Annotated in this window: 16 protein-coding genes, 2 tRNA genes and 1 rRNA gene; 12 read left to right on the forward strand and 7 right to left on the reverse strand. The window is 48.0% G+C overall.

Annotated elements, in window-relative coordinates; all coding sequences use genetic code 11:
* From G6N79_RS06740 to G6N79_RS06750, 3 genes are all read right to left on the reverse strand, one after another.
* The gene (locus G6N79_RS06740; protein ID WP_103906910.1) at positions 1-2,334 is read right to left on the reverse strand and encodes a TonB-dependent receptor; all 2,334 of its coding nucleotides are present in this window, start codon (positions 2,332-2,334) and stop codon (positions 1-3) included.
* 130 nt (positions 2,335-2,464) lie between these two features.
* Entirely contained in the window at positions 2,465-3,133 is a 669-nt protein-coding gene (locus tag G6N79_RS06745) for a DUF6266 family protein (RefSeq protein ID WP_103906911.1), read from the reverse strand.
* A 148-nt stretch (positions 3,134-3,281) separates the two neighbouring features.
* The gene (locus G6N79_RS06750) at positions 3,282-3,938 is read right to left on the reverse strand and encodes a protein-L-isoaspartate(D-aspartate) O-methyltransferase (protein WP_103906912.1); all 657 of its coding nucleotides are present in this window, start codon (positions 3,936-3,938) and stop codon (positions 3,282-3,284) included.
* Between the two features lie 269 nt (positions 3,939-4,207).
* Between G6N79_RS06750 and G6N79_RS06755 the strand changes: the two genes are divergently transcribed.
* The 3 genes from G6N79_RS06755 (at position 4,208) to G6N79_RS06765 (ending at position 7,458) form a co-directional block, all read left to right on the forward strand.
* Entirely contained in the window at positions 4,208-5,068 is an 861-nt protein-coding gene (locus tag G6N79_RS06755) for a DUF4886 domain-containing protein (protein ID WP_103906913.1), read from the forward strand.
* A 145-nt stretch (positions 5,069-5,213) separates the two neighbouring features.
* Positions 5,214-7,034, forward strand: coding sequence for a MutS-related protein (locus G6N79_RS06760; RefSeq protein ID WP_103906931.1), 1,821 nt, complete (start codon positions 5,214-5,216; stop codon positions 7,032-7,034).
* Positions 7,035-7,056: 22 nt separating this feature from the next.
* Positions 7,057-7,458: an acyl-CoA thioesterase gene (locus G6N79_RS06765; RefSeq protein WP_103906914.1), complete on the forward strand. Its 402-nt coding sequence runs from the start codon at positions 7,057-7,059 to the stop codon at positions 7,456-7,458.
* A 4-nt stretch (positions 7,459-7,462) separates the two neighbouring features.
* On the opposite strand, the gene G6N79_RS06770 is transcribed toward G6N79_RS06765, so the two are convergent.
* The 3 genes from G6N79_RS06770 to G6N79_RS06780 form a co-directional block, all read right to left on the reverse strand.
* Complete coding sequence (locus G6N79_RS06770) at positions 7,463-8,539, reverse strand: NADH:flavin oxidoreductase/NADH oxidase (protein WP_103906915.1); 1,077 nt, start codon at positions 8,537-8,539, stop codon at positions 7,463-7,465.
* 126 nt (positions 8,540-8,665) lie between these two features.
* The gene (locus G6N79_RS06775; RefSeq protein WP_103906932.1) at positions 8,666-9,040 is read right to left on the reverse strand and encodes a DUF779 domain-containing protein; all 375 of its coding nucleotides are present in this window, start codon (positions 9,038-9,040) and stop codon (positions 8,666-8,668) included.
* A 71-nt stretch (positions 9,041-9,111) separates the two neighbouring features.
* A complete protein-coding gene (locus G6N79_RS06780; protein ID WP_103906916.1) occupies positions 9,112-10,614 on the reverse strand; it encodes an aldehyde dehydrogenase family protein in 1,503 nt (500 codons plus the stop codon).
* A gap of 171 nt (positions 10,615-10,785) precedes the next feature.
* On the opposite strand from G6N79_RS06780, the gene G6N79_RS06785 reads away from it, so the two are divergent.
* Complete coding sequence (locus G6N79_RS06785) at positions 10,786-11,709, forward strand: helix-turn-helix domain-containing protein (protein WP_103906917.1); 924 nt, start codon at positions 10,786-10,788, stop codon at positions 11,707-11,709.
* Here G6N79_RS06785 and smpB read toward each other — a convergent pair.
* Positions 11,696-12,151 carry an SsrA-binding protein SmpB gene (gene smpB / locus G6N79_RS06790; protein WP_103906918.1) on the reverse strand — a complete coding sequence of 152 codons (456 nt, stop codon included), beginning with the start codon at positions 12,149-12,151 and terminating at the stop codon, positions 11,696-11,698. The genes G6N79_RS06785 and smpB overlap by 14 nt on opposite strands.
* Positions 12,152-12,447: 296 nt before the next feature.
* On the opposite strand from smpB, the gene spt reads away from it, so the two are divergent.
* The 8 genes from spt (at position 12,448) to G6N79_RS06830 (ending at position 20,873) form a co-directional block, all read left to right on the forward strand.
* Positions 12,448-13,656 carry a serine palmitoyltransferase gene (spt, locus tag G6N79_RS06795; protein ID WP_103906919.1) on the forward strand — a complete coding sequence of 403 codons (1,209 nt, stop codon included), beginning with the start codon at positions 12,448-12,450 and terminating at the stop codon, positions 13,654-13,656.
* A gap of 18 nt (positions 13,657-13,674) precedes the next feature.
* The gene (locus tag G6N79_RS06800; RefSeq protein WP_103906920.1) at positions 13,675-14,796 is read left to right on the forward strand and encodes a hypothetical protein; all 1,122 of its coding nucleotides are present in this window, start codon (positions 13,675-13,677) and stop codon (positions 14,794-14,796) included.
* Complete coding sequence (locus G6N79_RS06805) at positions 14,793-15,794, forward strand: NAD-dependent epimerase/dehydratase family protein (protein WP_103906921.1); 1,002 nt, start codon at positions 14,793-14,795, stop codon at positions 15,792-15,794. Before G6N79_RS06800 ends, G6N79_RS06805 begins: the two co-directional genes overlap by 4 nt.
* Before the next feature lie 10 nt (positions 15,795-15,804).
* Entirely contained in the window at positions 15,805-16,506 is a 702-nt protein-coding gene (locus tag G6N79_RS06810; RefSeq protein WP_103906922.1) for a CDP-alcohol phosphatidyltransferase family protein, read from the forward strand.
* A gap of 11 nt (positions 16,507-16,517) precedes the next feature.
* Positions 16,518-16,910: a GtrA family protein gene (locus G6N79_RS06815; RefSeq protein ID WP_103906923.1), complete on the forward strand. Its 393-nt coding sequence runs from the start codon at positions 16,518-16,520 to the stop codon at positions 16,908-16,910.
* A gap of 2,154 nt (positions 16,911-19,064) precedes the next feature.
* A 16S ribosomal RNA gene (locus G6N79_RS06820) occupies positions 19,065-20,593 on the forward strand.
* A 123-nt stretch (positions 20,594-20,716) separates the two neighbouring features.
* Positions 20,717-20,790, forward strand: a tRNA-Ile gene (locus G6N79_RS06825).
* Between the two features lie 9 nt (positions 20,791-20,799).
* Positions 20,800-20,873: transfer RNA gene (locus G6N79_RS06830), tRNA-Ala, on the forward strand.
* Positions 20,874-20,987: the final 114 nt, after the last annotated feature.

Here is a 20,987-nt window from a genome sequence, read left to right on the forward strand (position 1 = left end):
TTAGAATCTGTAATTGATATTCAGTGATGCTGTAGTGCCAGTTCCCTTTACATATTCCGCATCCACGGCGCGGTATTGGCTGACAACAGGGAAATAGTCTTTATTCAAAAGATTTTCAATACCCAATCCGACAGCCCAATTACGGTTGATCCGGTAGCTACCTGTCAGGTTGAACAGGTCGATGGACTTGACACGACCTTCACTGTTCTTGTACACCCCTTTGTCATTCGGTTCGAAACGATCCCTTGATCCGGTAAGGATATAGTGGAGTTGGAGGTTCAAAGCAGGAATGGGACTATAATAGACATATGCTGTGGCTTTATCCGGTGTTATGCGCGTACCATTGAGGTAGTGGTCTTCATTTTCGGAATCTTCCGCTTTACCTTCCACATGGGTATAGGTCCCACCAAGGGTCCAGGTATCGGATAGTCTCGCGTTCAGGGCAAATTCTACACCCTGCACCTTTTCTGGTAATCGCTGAGCAACCAGATAGCCATTTACATCGACCAATTCCACCCCCAATTTCGAGGTACTGTAGTAATAGGCGGCCGAGAAATTGAAGATGCTGTAATTGCTGCTGAACCCGATTTCATAGTTATTGGTGATAACCGGATCGGTTTTGATGCTGTCCAAATCGTTGTCTGTAGCGCGGCGTACGATTCGGCCCAACTCATTGATGGCAAATCCCTGTGAAAAGCTTACAAAAGGATTGAAGAAATCAAATTTATTGTAGCGAAGTCCGGCATTGAATGTTGCGCCTTTATAAGGTATTTCTCCCCCTGTAACCGCGATGCTGCCCTCGTTGTTCGGACCTGAGGCAATGGTATGGAAATCCTTGATCTTCACGGTTGCATTTTCATACCGAACACCCCCTTTAAAGATCAGGTTCTCAAAGAAGTCAACACGCAATTGTGCATAGGGTGCAAAATTAACCATATTCATGTCAGGAATATAGATCCGGCCATCGGTCAGGTTCTGGTCTGTAATATCGTTGAGTAAGTCCAAGCCATAAGTTACATCCGCTTGGGAATTCAGCAATCGAAATGGCGTATTCAGGTTCAGGCGAAGTCCTTTTTTCTCCGAATTGATCTGGGTCTGTCCCGGACCGTACCATGCAGTGCCCTTTTCTATATAGCGGTTCATGGACCGGAAGGTGTTGTAGTACAGCGATGCTTGCAGGGAGGTTTTTCCGATCAGGTTGTTCTTGCTGTAGGTAAGCATGGCATTGTGGTTATACGGTGTACCGGTAGGCTTTCCTGGGTCTTCACCCGCTATACCGATCGTAGCTTCCGAACCGTATTTGCCGACTTTACTGATGTACTTCGCATGCTGGCTGCTGTTGAAGAAATTATACAGCAACGATATGGAGGAAGTGGTGTCGATTTCATAACCGACTTTTAAAAACGCATTGTATTGGTAAGAGTTGGACAAGCCATCGGTTTGGCCCAATGGAAGTCCGTCGGCGTCACGCTGTAGACCTGTATAATCCACAGTTCCGCTTACGGTATAGTTCCATTTATTTGCGCGACCAAAGAAGGATTGATCGACACGGTAGCCAAATGTTTCACTGCTGTGGTACGGATTTAAGGTACTGCTCAGGTTGGTGCTGCCCGAAAATGGTTTGTTACTGTCTTTATTCGTCTTGGTAATGTAGTTGATGATACCTCCGGCAGATCCATTTCCATAAATCGAAGTTGCGCCCTTAATGACCTCCACGCGTTCGATCACCGCTGGATCGATGGAGCGGATATCCCGTGCCCCGTTCATCAATGGGGTAGATTGTGGAATTCCATCGATCAATACTAAGACCGAACGGCCACGAAGTGTTTGCCCGGTATTGGTCGCCTTGTTGTTGCTTACACCCAATCCCGGGACTGTATTTCCAAGGATGTTGGAAATATTGGTGCTGATCTGACTTTGTGCTTCAATTTCCTTGCTGGTCAGGATCGTGATCGAAGAGGGCACTGTGGAAATGTGTTCCGGTTTACGCCCCGCCGTAACCACAATCTCATCCAGGTTATTTTTCTCTTGAAGAACAAATTGAAGGGGGGATGTGAGTGTATCGGTCCGGAAGGTGTATTTAATCGGTTCGAAACCTGTATAGGATAATTGCAATTGGATGGGTTGTTTGAAGTCATTTAAGCTATAGCTAAATTCTCCATTGCTATCCGTTCGGCCCAAGGATTTTCCGTTGATCCGAATGTTTACATCCGCTTGCGGACGTAAATCTGGAGATTGAACCTGGATGTTAAATTCTTGTGCAAAAGCAATTTGAATCAAAAATAAAAGGGTAATTACGACTTTGTATGTTGCGTTTTTGCTTAGGTAATGCATCTTATTCTTATTTAGAACAATTAAAAATTGAGCCAAAAATAGATAAAGAATCATGAATTGCAATAACAAAATTTGCAATTATTTTAAAATGATGAATAATCTAGTTAAGATTAGCTATTTGTGGAATGGGTTATTCCGTTTTCCAATCGATGCTACCGAGGTATTTACTGCTTGTGCAAGGTGTCAAATCGTTGATGGGGCCAAAGGCAATATAAACATGGTATTTGATCTTTTTAAGGGATTTCCCCAAGGGGATAAGTTGTTGTGCACTAAGGGGCGAATTGCCGTACATCTCTGCGATGATGGGATGCTTTGTTGGTTTGTCCGGAAACAAGAGAACCATGGCCTTGTATTCCGCCATTTTCTCCTTGATCTGCAATTGCGGATTGAGTGTCCAACTGATGGAGAGAATCTGCTGCTCGGCACTGATATGTAATGCAGCGCTGTCGATTGGATTGGCAGGTCCTTGGCTGAAAGAGAACTTTTCCCAGAGGATTTGCAGTTCTGTTTCGCTTTCATCGATAGCATGCTGCAGATTATAGGATAACGCTGCATTCTGGGGATTGAAATTCGGGAAATAATATTTAAATCCGCGTTTCACAAAGGGTTGGATGAATGAAAGGTGCTGCTGCATAAGTTTAAGCTTGACCTGCTGGTTACTGGGGTTCTCGGAATTTGGCTTCATGGAAAATTGCTCTTGATCTTTCTGGAAATGGACAACGCCCTTGTTCGTGACATTGGCGGATTTATGTGCCTGTCCTGAAACCTTACCAATGTTCGATACATTTTTTGCTGCCATAAAGAAAGAATAATATGTTTTTATAAATATATTAATTTTCTTTTTGTGAAAATAATTATTCCTGATTATGAACAGGAAAGTTTGGGGAGTTTAAAAGAAAGGAAGGATTTGTGTCGGGCGTAGGTGCTACGCCCTTTGGGAGAATCTTTTACCAGGCTTGATCGCCCACCAGTGGAACGAACCGGAAGGTGTCTAGTTCAATGCGCTCGAAGTCATTTTCACCGACCCGCAGAATGGTGACCATTTTCTGGAATTTCTCATCGCCTACAGGAATCACCAATAAACCACCCAAGCGGAGTTGCTTCAACATTTTTTCCGGCACGAACGGCGCTCCGGCAGTCACGATGATCTTGTCATAAGGTGCATGTTCCGGAATGCCCTTGGAACCATCACCCAGAAAGAAATTCGGCTTGTACCCCATATATGGTAATACTTGGATAGTTCTGTTAAACAGGTTTTCCTGGCGTTCAATGGTGTATACCTTTGCCCCCAATTCCAGGAGGATGCAGGTCTGGTAGCCAGAGCCCGTCCCGATTTCCAACACTTTATCACCCTTACGGATGTGCAACAGCTGACTTTGGTAGGCTACGGTGTAAGGTTGAGAAATGGTCTGTCCATCCCCGATTGGGAAAGCAATATCACGATAAGCTTGGTTCCAGAACGTCTCGTCGAAGAAATAATGGCGTGGCACTTTTCCGATCGCCCGTAAGACCTGCTGATCTTCGATGCCTCGTTTTTCCAGATGCCTCACCAATTGTTTCCGCGCGCCCTGCTCCCTGTAATTGTCAATAAACTTATACGCCATATTCTTCAAAATTAGCCTTATTTTATCACATTCCCGACGTAAAAATGCAAAACATTCACCATCAGAACTGTTATTAATTTTCGGCATAAATATTAGCCTCCTGCTATTTTTTTGTACATTTATAGTTGCGGACGGTGTACAAAGTAGCGGCGATAAATTATTCCGGAATTGCAAGCGCATGGCTGTCATGGCATTCATGCCGATCCCGAATAGTATTTGGCGGTTTCCGATTACCATCCCACAGTTTGTCCATTCAAATTTCGAGATATATGAAAAAGCTATCCCTGCTGTTCGTTGTGCTCCTGTTGCAACTGCAGTTTATTTTTGCCCAAGAGAAAAAGTCCCCATCCGATGATGACGTTATGAAAGTATTGGCTATCGGGAATAGTTTTTCGGAAGATGCGCTAGAAAATTACCTGCATGAGTTGGCAACTGCAGCAGGCAAAAAGATCGTCATCGGAAACCTATATATCGGTGGAGCACCGCTTGAGCTGCACCTCAACAATGCGCATAACAACCTGAAGGCTTACAGTTACCGTAAGATCGGTGAGGACGGAAAGAAGGTTACGAAAGATAGTACCAGTCTGGAAGATGCCCTAGCCGATGAGAATTGGGATTATGTCAGCTTGCAACAGGCAAGTCCGCTATCCGGAAAACTTGATGTCATCAATGAATCCCTGACTGACTTGTGGACCTATGTATTTGCGCATGTCCATTCCTCCACTAAATTACTGTATCACCAAACATGGGCTTACCAACAGGATTCCAAGCACGAAGGCTTCAAAAACTATAACAATGACCAGCTGACGATGTATGACAGCATCATGCATGTGAGCAAAGAATTGGAGAAAATCGGCGATTATGCCTTTATCGTACCTTCGGGAACGGCGATTCAAAACTTCCGCACAAGCTCGGTAGGCGATAAGTTGACCCGAGATGGATACCACCTGAACCTGGATTACGGACGATACGCAGCCGCCCTGACGTGGTACGGTAAATTGTTCAACCTCGACCCGAGGAAGACAACCTACAAACCCGAGAAAGTATCGGATCTGGAAGCGAAAATAGCACGCGAGGCTGCACATAAAGCCATAAGGAAGCCCTACAAGATTTCAAAGATCAGAAAGTAACGATCGATATACAGAAGAAGCATCGCCCACGCGGTGCTTTTTTCTTTTGGCGTCGGCTATAGCTCATGGATTTTTGTCTGCGGATGCGGGAATACTTTTGCGCTTGCTGACCGGAAATTCCGCGCCTAATCCTTACCTTAGTGCCATGAGTACCGAATTTTACCAACAGAACGTCGACCGGACGAAAGCCCAAATCACATCCTTGGAAAAACAGATCAATAAAAACGCCTTCTATAGGTTGGGGTTGATCCTGGTAGGAGGGATAGGTATCTGGCAGCTGTTCTCGCTGAATAATATCCTATTGGTTTTGGGCGCGATGTTGTTGGTCATCGTGCTGTTCGCCTACCTGGTTTTCAGGCAGGCAAAAGTAGATCGGAAACTGGAGGAAGCGAAGGTATTCCTGCGGGTCAATGAAAATGAGCTAAACATGCAGGCCGGTCAGCCGAACATGTATGCTGATGGCGCTGCATTCGAAGATCCAAAACATCCCTATAGCGGCGATCTGGATATCTATGGGCCAAATTCATTGTTTGCCCTACTGAACCGATGTGCAACTCGTGACGCCGTTCAGGAATTGGCAAATTGGCTTATGGCACCGGCAGACCGAAAAACCATTTTAGATCGCCAAGAGGCTGTCGAGGAGTTGAAGCAAGACCCGGAACACCTGCAGGGGATCCAAACAAAAATGCTCTTCAACCTGGGGTCTAAAGTAAATCTTCGATCGTATATCTACAGCTATTTCCACGACCAATCCCTGCAATTTGGAAACACATTCTATAAATTCTATGTCCCGCTGGTTCCTTTTATTTTCTTGGCAGGCATACTATTTTCCATCTTCGTGCAGAATTTAGGGGGGTATTTATTGGGATTGGGGATTGTTCATCTCTTATGGACGATGAGCCAAGCGGGGCGGGTGAGCCAGTTTTCCAATAAAATCGATAAGATTGGCATTTCGCTAATCGGCTTTGCCGATGCCATCAAATTGATGGAAGAAAAACAATATCAAGCGTCCCTGAATAAGGAGTTGCAGCAGCAGATCCATGTGCAGGGCCAGGATAAGAAATTATCGAATATCATCCATGAGTTGGGTAAACTGATCGACAAGTTGGATGTACGAAACAATATGCTCGTTGGAGCCTTGTTGAATATGCTATTTTTATGGGATTTCAAACAGGTGATGGCCATCAGCAAATGGAAGGATCACTATGAGGATTCCATTATCTCGGGGTTTGATGCCATTGCAAAATATGAGGCATTGGTTTCCCTCGCTGTTCTCGCGTATAACCACCCCAACTGGACGCAACCTGTGCTGTTGCCGGATTTCCAAAAGGATGCCCTTATGGCTCAGGATATCAACCACCCCTTAATTTCAGGAGGAAAATCTGTTGGCAATGATTACAGCGCTCAGGATCACCGGATCGCATTGATCACCGGTTCCAACATGGCAGGTAAGAGTACCTTTCTACGTACCGTCGGGATCAACGCCGTGCTTGCCTATGCCGGTGCTGTGGTCTGTGCGAAACAATTCGCATTGCCGATCTATCAGTTGGTGACCTATATGCGGATCAAGGATTCCCTGAACGAAAGCACGTCCACCTTTAAGGCCGAGTTGGATCGCATGAAATTTATATTGGACCGTGTTTCCGATATAAAAGACAGCTTCTTCCTGATCGATGAGATGCTGCGCGGAACCAATTCCGTGGATAAATATTTGGGATCCAAAGCCATTATCAAAAAATTGATTGCCTTGGATGGGCGAGGCATGCTGGCCACTCATGATCTGCAGCTTTCCGAGCTGGTGAACGAATATCCGATGGTATTGAAGAACTATCACTTTGATATTCAGGTCAAGGGTTCCGAAATGCTGTTCGATTATAAATTGAAGGATGGTGCCTGCACGATTTTTAATGCCTCCATGCTGCTTAAAGGCATCGGTGTTGTGGTAGAAAGCGAAAAAGTTGATTAACTTTGCCCCTTCAAATTTTAACATGACACTTCAAGAACGTATTGAACAAAGTGAAACACGCATTACCATGACGGTGTTTCCTTCCCTCACCAACCACCACGATACCCTATTCGGTGGTAAGGCGATGTCCATGATGGATGAGGTTTCCTTTATGTGTGCCACCCGATTTTGCCGCAAATCCTTGGTGACAGTTTCCACCGATAAGATAGACTTCCACAAAGCGATCCCCTCTGGCAGTATCGTAGAGGCCGTTGCCCGCGTAGAAAATGTGGGACGCACGAGTCTTAAGGTCTTCGTGGAGATCTTTTTGGAAAGTATGTACGAGGATGGTCGCCAAATGGCGATCCAGGGACGCTTCACGTTCGTAGCCCTTGGCGATGATAAAAAACCGATCCCCGTCTTGGAAGGATTGGATGTGCAATAAGCGATCAGCTTAATTTCGCACGCTCATATTGTGGAGCCCAGGAAATCGGTACGCCCAATTCCTGGGCCCAATGATACACTACATGCGGATACCGTAAGAATTCACGACCCAGCAATATCAGATCGGCTGCATCTCGTTCCAATATATCCGTTGCTTGCTGGGCAGTCGTAATCAGTCCGACCGTACCGGTATAGATGCCGGTCTCCCGCTTTACTTCTTCGGCAAAGGGCACTTGATAGCCCGGTTCCACGGGAATCTCCTGATGATGGACTGCACCACCTGATGAGATATCCGCTACTTCCACACCCATATTCTTCAATTCCCCGATCAAGCGAATGCTTTCCTGGAGGTTCCATCCACCCTCCGCCCAATCCGTTGCGGAAAGACGAACCCATAAGGAATGCGCATGACCCAATTCAGGTCGCACCGCTGCAATAATCTCCTTCAGCAATCGGGTTCTATTTTCAAAGGATCCGCCATAGGCATCAGTCCGTTCGTTCACCAAAGGGGAAAGGAACTGGTGGATAAGGTAACCATGGGCAGCATGGATTTCAATGATCTGGTACCCTGCTTGGACGGCTCTTTTGGTCGCTGCCCGAAAATCGTCAACAATGCTTTTCAGCTCGTCGACAGTCAGGGCAATCGGTGGATGCTCATCCGCATGGTAGGGGATGGGGGATGGTGCTACCGTTTGCCAGCCATGGGGGTGTGCCGGAGCGAACTGCTCCCGACCCAACCAAGGCAGCTGCGTGCTGGCCTTCCTGCCGGCATGCGCCAGTTGAATACCAGGAATACTATCCTGCGATTGGATGAAGGCAGCAATGGGTTTCAATTTCTCCGCCTGTTGGTCGTTCCATAGCCCCATATCCCCATAGGTGATCCTGCCGGCAGGAGATACAGCCGTCGCTTCCTGGATTACGGCGCCTGCACGGCCAATGGCAAACTGTCCCAGATGGACCAGGTGCCATTCCGTTGCCTTTCCATCCTGTGCGCTGTACTGGCACATGGGGGAGACAACGATACGGTTGTTCAATGAAATTTGGGATAAAGGTAGTGGGCTGAATAAGATGGACTGTGACATGCTTGAAAATTAGATGATCGAAGGGAAATCCCTTCTTTCCAAGATACGCATTTATAGTCAAAATAAGGCAAGGGGCAAGCGTTATTGCCATTGGGATGGCAATTTCAGGGTAATGGAGGAATTGGTTTATTCGTTGCGGATAACAGGCTCCAGATCCTTCAGTTCGGCTTCGGTAAAAAGCCGATAATGGATCTTAAAGGTCTTGCCCATGGGCGTTTCCAATGAAAATCCGCCAGGACCAAATCCATCCAGTACATCCAACGTAAAATGGGAATATTGCCAATACTCGAAGAGATCCCGGTCTATCCAGAACTCAAATCCCTCCACCAGACCGATCATGGCATCGTTCATCCGGGGGTAGAAGCCTCCCTTTTCGAAACATTGCGGCTGGGTTCCCTCGCAGCACCCACCGGCTTGATAGAACATCAGTGGTCCGTGTTTTTCGGCCAATTCTTGAATAACTGCCTTTGCAGCATCGGTAACATCGATTCTTGAAATCATAAATTCTTCGTTTAATAGAAAGGGGTTACAGAACATAACCCCATTTCACACTTAACTACTATTAATTGTATTTAGAAGAAACCAAGTTTTTCCTTGCTATAGGAGATTAGCATATTCTTGGTCTGACGGTAATAGGCAAGCATCATCTTGTGGTTTTCACGACCGATTCCGGATTGCTTATATCCACCGAAAGGTGCGCCTGCAGGGTAGCTGTGGTATTGGTTTACCCAAACGCGGCCTGCTTGAATCGCACGCGGAACCATGTATAGCTGATGCGCATCGCGTGTCCAAACGCCAGCGCCCAATCCGTAGATGGTATCATTGGCAATCTCGATCGCTTCTTTTTCATCCTTGAAGGTCGTCACGGCCAGAACTGGTCCGAAGATCTCCTCTTGGAAAATACGCATTTTATTGTTTCCCTTGAATAGGGTCGGCTTGATGTAGTATCCATCTTCCAAGCCCGAACCGACGTTGTTCTCATCTCCACCGGTCAACACTTCTGCACCTTCTTCCTTACCCAACTTGATGTAGGACATGATCTTGTCCTTCTGGATCTTCGAAGCCTGAGCACCCATCATCACGTCTGGATCCAGTGGGTTACCCACCTTGATCTTGTTCACGCGATCGATTACCCGCTCAATGAATTTGTCATAGATGTCTTCTTGGATCAATAGGCGGGAAGGACATGTACAGATCTCACCTTGGTTCAGGGCGAAAAGGACCGCGCCTTCGATGGCTTTGTCCAAGAATGCATCATCCTCATCCATAACCGAGCTGAAGAATACGTTCGGCGATTTACCGCCCAGTTCCAGCGTTACAGGGATGATGTTTTCCGTAGCGTATTGCATCACCATACGTCCTGTAGCAGTCGATCCCGTGAATGCCGCCTTGGATACCTTTGGATGCGTCACCAGGTGACGGCCCAATTCGGATCCAAAACCGTTTACCACGTTGATCACGCCCGGTGGGATTAGATCGCCAATCAATTCCATCAATACCAAGATGGACGTCGGGGTGCTTTCCGCTGGTTTTAACACAACGGTACATCCAGCCGCCAGAGCAGGGGCCAGTTTCCATACTGCCATGAGGATCGGGAAGTTCCACGGAATGATCTGTGCAACGACGCCGATAGGTTCGTTCACGATCAGTGAAACTGTATTGGGATCAAGCTCTGATAGCGATCCCTCTTCGGCACGGATCACACCGCCAAAATAGCGGAAGTGGTCTATGGCCAATGGGATATCCGCGTTCAGGGTTTCGCGAACGGCTTTACCGTTGTCAATGGTTTCTGCAGCGGCGATCATTTCGAGATTCTGCTCGATGCGGTCCGCAATTTTGAACATAATGTTGCTGCGTTCTGTTGCCGAAGTCTTGCTCCAGCTCTCAAACGCCTTCGCCGCAGCCTCAACAGCCTTGTCGATATCTTCTTTGGTCGAATGTGCTACCTGTGTGAAAGGCTTTCCATCGATCGGCGATATGTTGTCGAAATATTTTCCCTGTACCGGGGCAACGAATTTGCCACCGATGTAATTGTCATAACGTTCTTTGAACGTCGGTCTTTTAACTTCACCCATAGTTGTTGTATTATAAAGTTTATTATTGGACTCTTTCTCAAATTTACCGAAAGGGCATTTTTATCGATAGCATTATAGTCGCTATTCATAGCATTATAATTACAGTAGCGTGTTTTTTGTTTTATTTACTTTTTTTAAATTTACGGAACGACCGATTATAAATGATTTACTATGGATAACAGAAAATTAATCCAGCAGTTGCCGTTTTCAAAAGAACATGAGATCAATACATTGGTCGAGAACCGTCGTGCCTTCACCTTGAACAATTTTGAGCTGAACGTCTATGAGACCTATCAGGCCAGTCATTTGGTGCCATTGCGCTTCAATGATATGGTGATCATCAATATGTTGAAGGGGAAGAAGGTGATGCACTTGGAGGATATTCCCGCATTTGACTATTTCCCGGGCGAAACGTTGGTGCTGCCTGCCGAGAGACAGATGAAGATCGATTTTCCGGATGCCCAGATGCAGGATCCCACACAGTGCACGGCATTGGTGATTTCCGCCGACAAGATCACCGAAACCATTGATTACCTCAACAATCAATATCCAAAGACGGACAGCAAGCTGTCCTGGGATTTTTCCTGGAATAAGTTTCACCTCATCAACACGGCGGAATTGACTGCCCTGACGGATAAGTTGTTCGCCAATATGATCTCTGATGATCCCTTCAAGGATATGTTGGCCGATCTGCAGTTCAAGGAACTCCTGATCCGCATCATCCAACAGCAACAGCTCGGTGAGCTCTTGGAACCCAGCAAGGCGGTAAGTAGCGAAGTAGACCTGCTGATGAGCTATATCAAAAGGAATATTTCAGAGAAATTGACGGTGGAGGACCTCAGCAAGGTCGCCAATAGGAGTAAGGCGAGTTTATTTCGGTTGTTCAAGGATGAATATGGCATTACACCTATGGAATTGGTCATTCAGGAAAGGTTGCGGAAGGCAAAGGAAATGTTGAAAGCGGACCACAGCATCAAAGAGGTATGTTATGCCTGTGGGTTTACAGATGTGAATTATTTTACCCGATTGTTTAAGGCCAGGGTGCATGTTACACCCGGTGCCTTCCAGCGGGAAACAGGTGTTAGCGTTTCATAGCACGATCCAATTCCCTTTTGGTCTCTCTTTCCTTGATACTGTCGCGCTTATCAAAATCCTTCTTACCCTGCGCCAGGGCAATCTCGACCTTGGCAAATCCGCGCTCGGATATAAAGATCCGCAAAGGCACGATCGTATAGCCCTTTTCTTCCCCTTTCTCGCGTAATTTCTTCATCTCACGCTTTGTCAAAAGCAGTTTTCGGTCTCTTTTTGCTTCGTGATTATAGAACGATCCAAAGGAGTATTCCGCAATGTGCATATTCCGGATATAAAGTCCGTCCTCGAAGAATGCACAGAAGCTATCGTTGATGTTGGCCTTTCCCTGTCTGATGGATTTAATCTCGGTTCCCAGAAGTGCAATCCCTGCGACATATTTGTCAAGTAGGTGATATTCAAAGGAAGCCTGTTTGTTTTTTATGTTTACCGATGCAGAAATAGCCATTATTTTGTTTAAATTAATTCACAAATGTAGTAAAATTAGATTTTTAGCAAAATAAGAGTTGCTTTAGACTAAACTTTATCTTAATATTAATTTAATTTTATGATATTTATATGTCAAATGAAAAACGATTTGAAACTTAAGTTTTGTATGTTTGCGTCGATTTTTTGTAAAGAAAGGTAATAATTACATGAAGTATTCAGTGTAATAGAAATGTTTTGTACCTTTGTGGGATTTTTGACGATTTATGTTGAAAGTTCAAAAAGTAAATATTATTGAGTAAATAGATACCTGAACGAATGAGCAAGGGAAAATTAAACGAAAGAACTTCGCGGTTTTTAAATGGCGAGTTAGGAGATATCAAGTCGAAAAACTTATATGCTTATTTTAGACCGATTCAATCCAAGCAAGACACCGAAGTTATTATCGATGGCAAGCGTGTGTTGATGTTTGGATCCAACTCATATTTAGGGTTGACAACCGATGTTCGTATTATCGAGGCCGCACAGGATGCGCTGGCTAAATATGGAACAGGTTGTGCGGGTTCACGTTTCTTGAATGGTACCTTGGATATTCACGTGGAATTGGAAGAAAAATTAGCCGACTACGTGGGTAAGGATGCTGCCATACTGTTCAGTACAGGTTTCCAATCGAACCTGGGTCCATTGTCCTGTTTGACAGGTCGCCATGACTATATCCTTTTGGATGAACGCGATCATGCTTCCATTATCGATGGTAGCCGTCTGTCGTTCTCCAAAGTTATCAAATATGCGCACAACAACATGGATGATTTGCGCGACAAGATGTCCCGTCTTCCTGAGGAAAGCTTTAAGCTGATCGCAACGGACGGTATCTTCTCCATGGAAGGCGATATTGTAAAATTACCGGAATTGGTGCAGGTAGCGAATGAGTATGATGCGGCCATCCTTTGTGATGATGCGCACAGCTTAGGTGTTATCGGTGAAAAGGGTGCCGGAACAGCGAGTCACTTCGGATTGACCGAAGACGTAGACTTGATCATGGGTACCTTCAGTAAATCATTGGCCTCCCTGGGTGGGTTTGTTGCCGCAGATACCGATACCATTGAGTTCCTTAAACACCGTGCCCGTTCCTTAATGTTCTCGGCAAGTATGACACCTGCATCGGTTGCATCCACGCTGAAAGCCCTGGAAATTATCCAAACCGAGCCTGAGCATATCGAGAAATTATGGGCGAACACCAACTACGCCAAGAAATTATTGTTGGATAATGGTTTTGACCTGGGTGCTACCGAAAGCCCGATCCTTCCTGTCTTCGTGCGCAACAACGAGAAAACGTATGTCGTGACCAAGATGTTGCAGGATGATGGGGTATTCGTGAACCCTGTGGTTGCTCCGGCCGTACCAGCGGAAGAATCCCTAATCCGATTCTCTCTAATGGCGACGCATACTTTCGACCAAATTGATGAAGCCGTGGATAAAATGGCTAAAGTATTCAAAGCCTTAGAGGTGGAGAGTTTTATAAGTTAAACACTAACCGAATACAAAGTGATTACTATAGTTCCTGTTGAAACAAAGAAGGAGAGGGCGAAGTTCATCGATTTCCCGCATGATCTCTATGCGAATGATCCGAACTATGTGCCCGAACTTTTCTTAGGACAGGATGATTTATTGAATCCTGCGAAACATCCCTATTACAAGCATTCCTCCGCACGCCTGTTCCTAGCGTACCGCGACGGAAAGATTGTGGGCCGGATCGCAGCATTCTGGAATGTAAATCATAATGCCTTTAATAAAGTGAACGAAGGCCAATTTGGCTTTTTCGACTGCATAAACGACCAGGAAGTTGCCGACCAATTGTTCGCCGCTGCAGAAGCATGGGTGAAGGATAAGGGCGGTGATAATATCGTCGGACCAATCAACCTGACCACGAACGACACCACAGGTCTGCTGGTACAGGGTTTCGATCGGCCACCAATGGCGATGATGCCCTACAATTTTCCATACTACGAAGATCTGATCCTGCAAGCGGGGTTCGCCAAAAAGGTCGATCTGCGCGCATACCTCGTGACCAAGGCGACAGCCAGTCAGCGGTCGGTATTGCTTTTGGATAAATTGGAAGAGCGCTTGAAGCGTTCGGGAATCATCCTGCGCCAGATCAATCTGAAGGATTTCAAGAATGAGGCTGCCCGTATCAAAGAGGTGTACAACAAAGCATGGGATAAGAACCTGGGCTTTGTGCCGATGACGGATGATGAATTCATGTATGTCGCCAAGGACCTGAAAATGATCGTGGATCCCAAATACTGCATTGTCGCCCAAAAGGGTGATGAGATCATCGGTTTTGCATTGGGTATCCCGAATATCAACGAAATCCTGATCAATATCGAAAGAGGTCGCCTCCTTCCGACGGGAATCTTTAAGCTCTTATTTGGTAAGAAGCATGTCAAATCCGTGCGTGTACTGATGCTCGGCGTCTTGGATTCGTACCGTAAGTTAGGTATTGAAGCCTGCCTATACGGTCGCATCATCAAGAATGCACTTCCTTCGGGAATTGTCGAAGCGGAATGTTCCTGGATGTTGGACCACAATTATATGATGAACCACGCGATTGAACAGATCAACGCGGACTTATATAAGAAATATCGACTTTTTGAAAAAGCGGTATGAAAAAGAAGATCTTTATAACTGGTGCGAGCGGATTTGTAGGCTCGCACTTAGTTGAAGCCGCCCAAGCCCTGGGGCTTGAAGTCCATGCTGCGGTTCGGAAAAGCAGCAAGATTGCCGATATCAAACCTTTTGTAGATAAATTTGTCTATCCCAATATGGCAGATGCAGAGGAACTTCAGCAGCTTTTCGAAGCCGAACAATACCATTACATCATCCATGCAGCAGCCATGACCAAGGCAAAGGAGGAATCCCAGATGCGCCAGGTCAACGTCGGCTATACGCGCGCCATCCTGACGGCGGCCACACAGGCCAATATGCCGCTGGAGCGGATTACCTATGTCAGCAGTCTCGCAGCGATCGGGCCGATTCCCTATGCCAGCGAACGCTTGATCGATGAATCGTTCCCGTATCAGCCGCTGACCGTCTATGGTCGCAGCAAACAGGAGTCGGAGCTGATGATCCGGCAGGAATTCCCAACGGCACCCGTGTCGGTCATGCGACCTACCGCCGTGTATGGGCCTCGCGAAAAGGATATCTTTATCCTCTTCGAAACCATGAACAAAGGATTGGACCCCTATATCGGGCGCAGTCCGCAAAAATTGAGTTTTATCTACGTGAAGGACCTGGTGGACGTGCTGTTGCAAGGTTGCATCGTTCCGCAGGAAGGCCTTCAGTTCTATAACCTTTCCGATGGGGAAGTATATTCTCGGTACGCCATGGCGGATATCTTTAAAACGGTAATCCGCAAAAAGCTGTTGCGCGTGCATGTTCCGTTCAGCCTGGTGCGCGGTGTCGCGGCACTTTCCCAGCGCCTATACCGGAACTCCACCAAGACCCCGGTCATCTACCCGGAGCGGCTGCACGAGCTGACAGCCGAGAATTGGGGATGCGATATCTCCCGCGCAAAAGCGCAATTGGGCTTCCAGCCAAAGTTTGACCTCGAACAGGGGTTGAAGGCGAGCCTGACCTGGTACAAAGAAAATAATTGGCTTAAATAGTTCTATTGAAATGAGTGACGGTAAAATAAATAAAAAGCTTTTTCAGGATAGAAAGCGGACAAATATATTGAGTAACCCCGAGCAGCGCCTGATTACCTACCTGGTGCCGCGCATCCCGAACTGGATTTCCTCCGACGGCCTGACTGCTATCGGTATGTTCGGATCCCTCATGATCCTCGGCAGTTTCCTGCTGGCGGAATATGTGCACATCAATTACCTCCTTTTGGGGATCGTTGGTTTCTTCGTGCAATGGTTCGGAGATTCCCTGGATGGGCGTATCGCCTTCTACAGGAATAAATCCCGCAAGTGGTACGGATTTGCTTTGGATATCGTGATGGACTGGGTGAGTACGGTCTTTATCGGTTTAGGGTACGTGCTATATGCACAGGGTGATTTCAAATATCTAGGATTTACCCTGGTGGCGCTTTACGGTTGGGCGATGATTATTTCCCAGTTGCGCTATCGGATCACGGATCAGTACACCATCGATGCAGGACTGATGGGGCCTACGGAAATCCGTGTGATCATCTCTTTGGTGATGGTCTTGGAGGTGTTTGTTCCTGGTTCTATCAACTATTCGGTATTGGCCATCTGTATCATCCTGTTCTTTATCAACCTTGGGGACACCAAGAAATTGCTGGCCATGGGTGATGCGAAGGACCTGGAGGAGAAAGCGAAGAAAAAAGCTGCTGAAGAAGCTGCACAACAATAATCACTGGGCAGATGAATGCGAAGGTACGTGAATTTCTAAGGGCGCAACTATCGGCATTTGTCGGTGGCCTGTCGGACTTTGGGATCTACACCTTCTGCTATACGGCACTGAAGTTGACCGCTCCGCTTTCCAATGTAATTTCGGGCAGTTTGGGTGCCGTTGTCAACTTTACGATCAATCGGTATTGGTCGTTCAAATCTTCCGAAATGCCCATCGGGAGCCAACTCTGGAAGTTTATCGTCGTGGTGCTCTGCAGCATTGGCTTGAAAACCCTCGGCGTCCATATCTTTGTGGATAAGCTCCACTGGCACTTCCTCATCGGAAAGCTCCTGATCGAAATCGTTGTTTCGCTGGGGTTCAACTTTACGATGCAGAAGTACTGGGTGTTCAGGAAGGAGAGGTGAGATATGAGTATTGAGATATGAGATGCGATTTGTGAGATATTAGATGTGAGTATTGAGATATGTGATAGAAAGGCGGCCAATGGGTTGCCTTTTTTTTTGGTGGGGGAGATGAATCTGCTGGCGCACGTCTTTTGATTTGGGGCGTGCGGAGGCTGATTTGTGCCCGGTCTAACCTCGCAGACGGGATTGCTGGCGCGCGTCTTTTGTGATGGGCGGTGGATTGGCGAACTTGTGCCCAGAGCACCTGCCCAGAGGTAGAGGCCCGTACATGCCGATGCGATTTCAACTGATTGGCACCACGTAACCCCGGAGGGGTGCAACTATTTTAGCAGTGGTGATAGGATAGAATTGCCCGATCGCCCCGTTTTTTGGTTTGCTTCAGCAAACCAAAAATCGGGGCGGTCGGGCTTTGGGTATGTGTAGGCGCACTGCTAAAATAGTTCAACCCCTCTGGGGTTGCATGGCGGATAGGTGGGTTGCGCGTTGGCGGACTTGTGCCCGACACTATCTCGCCGACGGGATCGCTGGCGCACGTCTTTTGTGGTGGGCTGCGTGGTGGCGGACTTGTGCCCAATGACTGAACAATTGATCTTGCCCCGGACCCCCCCAAGTATCGTTTTTTACAACTTTTCCGGCTTTTTCCAGCGGTTGCGGTAATCGCACCGACCAAAACCCCGAAATAATCGCTTAACCTGCATTCTGCTTTTCGGCCGAAAATCGCGCACTGCGCATGATAGACGGATATTTTACCTAAAATTCACCTTTTTTCACCCACTTTACCTGCCTGGACCTTGTCCGAGGTGAGAGCGTGGTGAGACCGTACCGAGAGCGGGGTGAGAGCGTGTCCATGGGACGCTCTCACCTCGGTAGTACCCCGGACGCACCTCGGATGCATGTCGGACAAGGTCCAGGGCAGCCGCAAGGCGGTTCCTGCACAGGGGCACGATTAGGGGAATGGCAACAGGGACCCTACCCATATTACGGAATGGATAATACGAGAGCGTGTTGGGGTTGCGGATTTTTTTATGAAGAGGGGGTCCTGCCATGGATATGGCAACCGGGGATGGCGGCCGCGGAAATGGCGGCCGCCGGAATGAATATAGGGAATATATTTCTGATGGGGAGGATATTAAGCGCTTAATATAATATGGGAGGGGAGACGCTGACTGGGTTTCTCCGACGGGACCGCTGGCGCTTTTGTTGTGGGCGGCGGGTTGGCGGACTTGTGCCCCGGGCAATGTCCAAGTGCAAAATATAAACAATCCCTCCACCCCTGGGCACAAGAGATCCACCGCACCGGCCCTCCGCACAACTCTTGCGCCAGCATCCGCACTGCCCACGCACCGGGTAGCACGTTGGCAAACCCCGGAGGGGTGCTGCTAAAATAGTTCAACCCCTCTGGGGTTGCATGGCGGTTAGGCCTTCCCCCCCCCGGGCACAAGAGATCCACCGCACGGGCCCTCCGCACAACTCTTGCGCCAGTATCCGCACTGCCTTCGCACTGTCCGCGTTCCGTCCCACGCACCTGCGCGCCGTTCCCAACCCTTCGCCCACCTTGTCCGCGTTCCGTCCCCGGACCGCCCCCAGGCCCCCCGCACCCCCCCCTTTCCGCTGCGCTTCCCCGAAAATTATCCGCCATTGGCATAGGCAGTTACGCGCTATCCCCGAAAAATCTTTGCCGGGCCCCTTGGAGATATGGATGATTTTCCCCTATCTTTGCACCACTCCGCAAGGGAGGGACGCCGGAAACGGCACTGACATATGGGTAATTGGAACGGATCGGAAGGTCGCCCCTGGGCACCGGAAGATGTCCGGAAAAAAGCCCCCGAAAATTATTTCAAAATAAATTTTGGGGATTAAAAAAAACCTCTTACCTTTGCAGTCCCAACTACGGGGAACGGCACAGGGCGCGACGCCCGGAGCCGGAAAACAATGACAGATCAGGACCCTTCCGGGGGTCACGATATACAGGCCGAGGCGCGATGCGGAGGCCGCAGAAGTTCTTTAAATGATCATGTAGCGCAGCGATTAGTCGGAAGACGAAAGCTGAAGATTTATTAAGTTAAGTCAATTCAGAAAATCTCGGGAGCGGGAGAACAACATTAATACAGACGATTCTATTTTTATAAATAGTCTCGATCGAAACTTCATTTTACAATGGAGAGTTTGATCCTGGCTCAGGATGAACGCTAGCGGCAGGCCTAATACATGCAAGTCGGACGGGATCCAGGGGGTAGCTTGCTACCTTCTGGTGAGAGTGGCGCACGGGTGCGTAACGCGTGAGCAACCTACCCATATCAGGGGGATAGCCCGGAGAAATCCGGATTAACACCGCATGACACAGCAACCCCGCATGGGGACACTGTTAAATATTCATAGGATATGGATGGGCTCGCGTGACATTAGCTAGTTGGTGGGGTAACGGCCCACCAAGGCGACGATGTCTAGGGGCTCTGAGAGGAGAATCCCCCACACTGGTACTGAGACACGGACCAGACTCCTACGGGAGGCAGCAGTAAGGAATATTGGTCAATGGGGGCAACCCTGAACCAGCCATGCCGCGTGCAGGATGACTGCCCTATGGGTTGTAAACTGCTTTTGTCGGGGAATAAACCCCACTACGTGTAGTGGGCTGAATGTACCCGAAGAATAAGGATCGGCTAACTCCGTGCCAGCAGCCGCGGTAATACGGAGGATCCGAGCGTTATCCGGATTTATTGGGTTTAAAGGGTGCGTAGGCGGCACTTTAAGTCAGGGGTGAAAGACGGCAGCTCAACTGTCGCAGTGCCCTTGATACTGAAGTGCTTGAATGCGGTTGAAGACGGCGGAATGAGACAAGTAGCGGTGAAATGCATAGATATGTCTCAGAACACCGATTGCGAAGGCAGCTGTCTAAGCCGTTATTGACGCTGATGCACGAAAGCGTGGGGATCGAACAGGATTAGATACCCTGGTAGTCCACGCCCTAAACGATGATGACTCGATGTTTGCGATATACAGTAAGCGTCCAAGCGAAAGCGTTAAGTCATCCACCTGGGGAGTACGCCCGCAAGGGTGAAACTCAAAGGAATTGACGGGGGCCCGCACAAGCGGAGGAGCATGTGGTTTAATTCGATGATACGCGAGGAACCTTACCCGGGCTTGAAAGTTACTGAAGCATCCAGAGACGGATGCGTCCTTCGGGACAGGAAACTAGGTGCTGCATGGCTGTCGTCAGCTCGTGCCGTGAGGTGTTGGGTTAAGTCCCGCAACGAGCGCAACCCCTATGTTTAGTTGCCAGCATTTCAGGTGGGGACTCTAAACAGACTGCCTGCGCAAGCAGAGAGGAAGGCGGGGACGACGTCAAGTCATCATGGCCCTTACGTCCGGGGCTACACACGTGCTACAATGGATGGTACAGCGGGCAGCTACACAGCAATGTGATGCCAATCTCGAAAAGCCATTCACAGTTCGGATCGGGGTCTGCAACTCGACCCCGTGAAGTTGGATTCGCTAGTAATCGCGTATCAGCAATGACGCGGTGAATACGTTCCCGGGCCTTGTACACACCGCCCGTCAAGCCATGAAAGCTGGGGGTGCCTAAAGCATGTAACCGCAAGGAGCGTGTTAGGGCAAAACCGGTAATTGGGGCTAAGTCGTAACAAGGTAGCCGTACCGGAAGGTGCGGCTGGAATACCTCCTTTCTAGAGCCCGCCCCGAGAGGTCGCTGCGCGACATCATGATCATATATTGAATAAAAAGAAGACATTCAGAAGAAAGTGCCCGCCCCGCAAGTGGGAGGTACCGAGAGATGAGAGAGATAAGCTAGTCCCGTAGCTCAGTTGGTTAGAGCACTACACTGATAATGTAGGGGTCAGCAGTTCAAATCTGCTCGGGACTACGACGCGAAGGGGAATTAGCTCAGCTGGCTAGAGCACCTGCCTTGCACGCAGGGGGTCAACGGTTCGAATCCGTTATTCTCCACATTGGATATGGGATGTGAGATATGAGATATGGGATATCACCCGTACGAATATCCGTCCGGATCTATCCAGAAGAGTTCTTTGACATATTGGAAGAAAAGAGATAACAAGAGAA

It is taken from the genome of Sphingobacterium lactis, assembly GCF_011046555.1.
GTDB classification, from domain to species: Bacteria; Bacteroidota; Bacteroidia; order Sphingobacteriales; family Sphingobacteriaceae; genus Sphingobacterium; species Sphingobacterium lactis.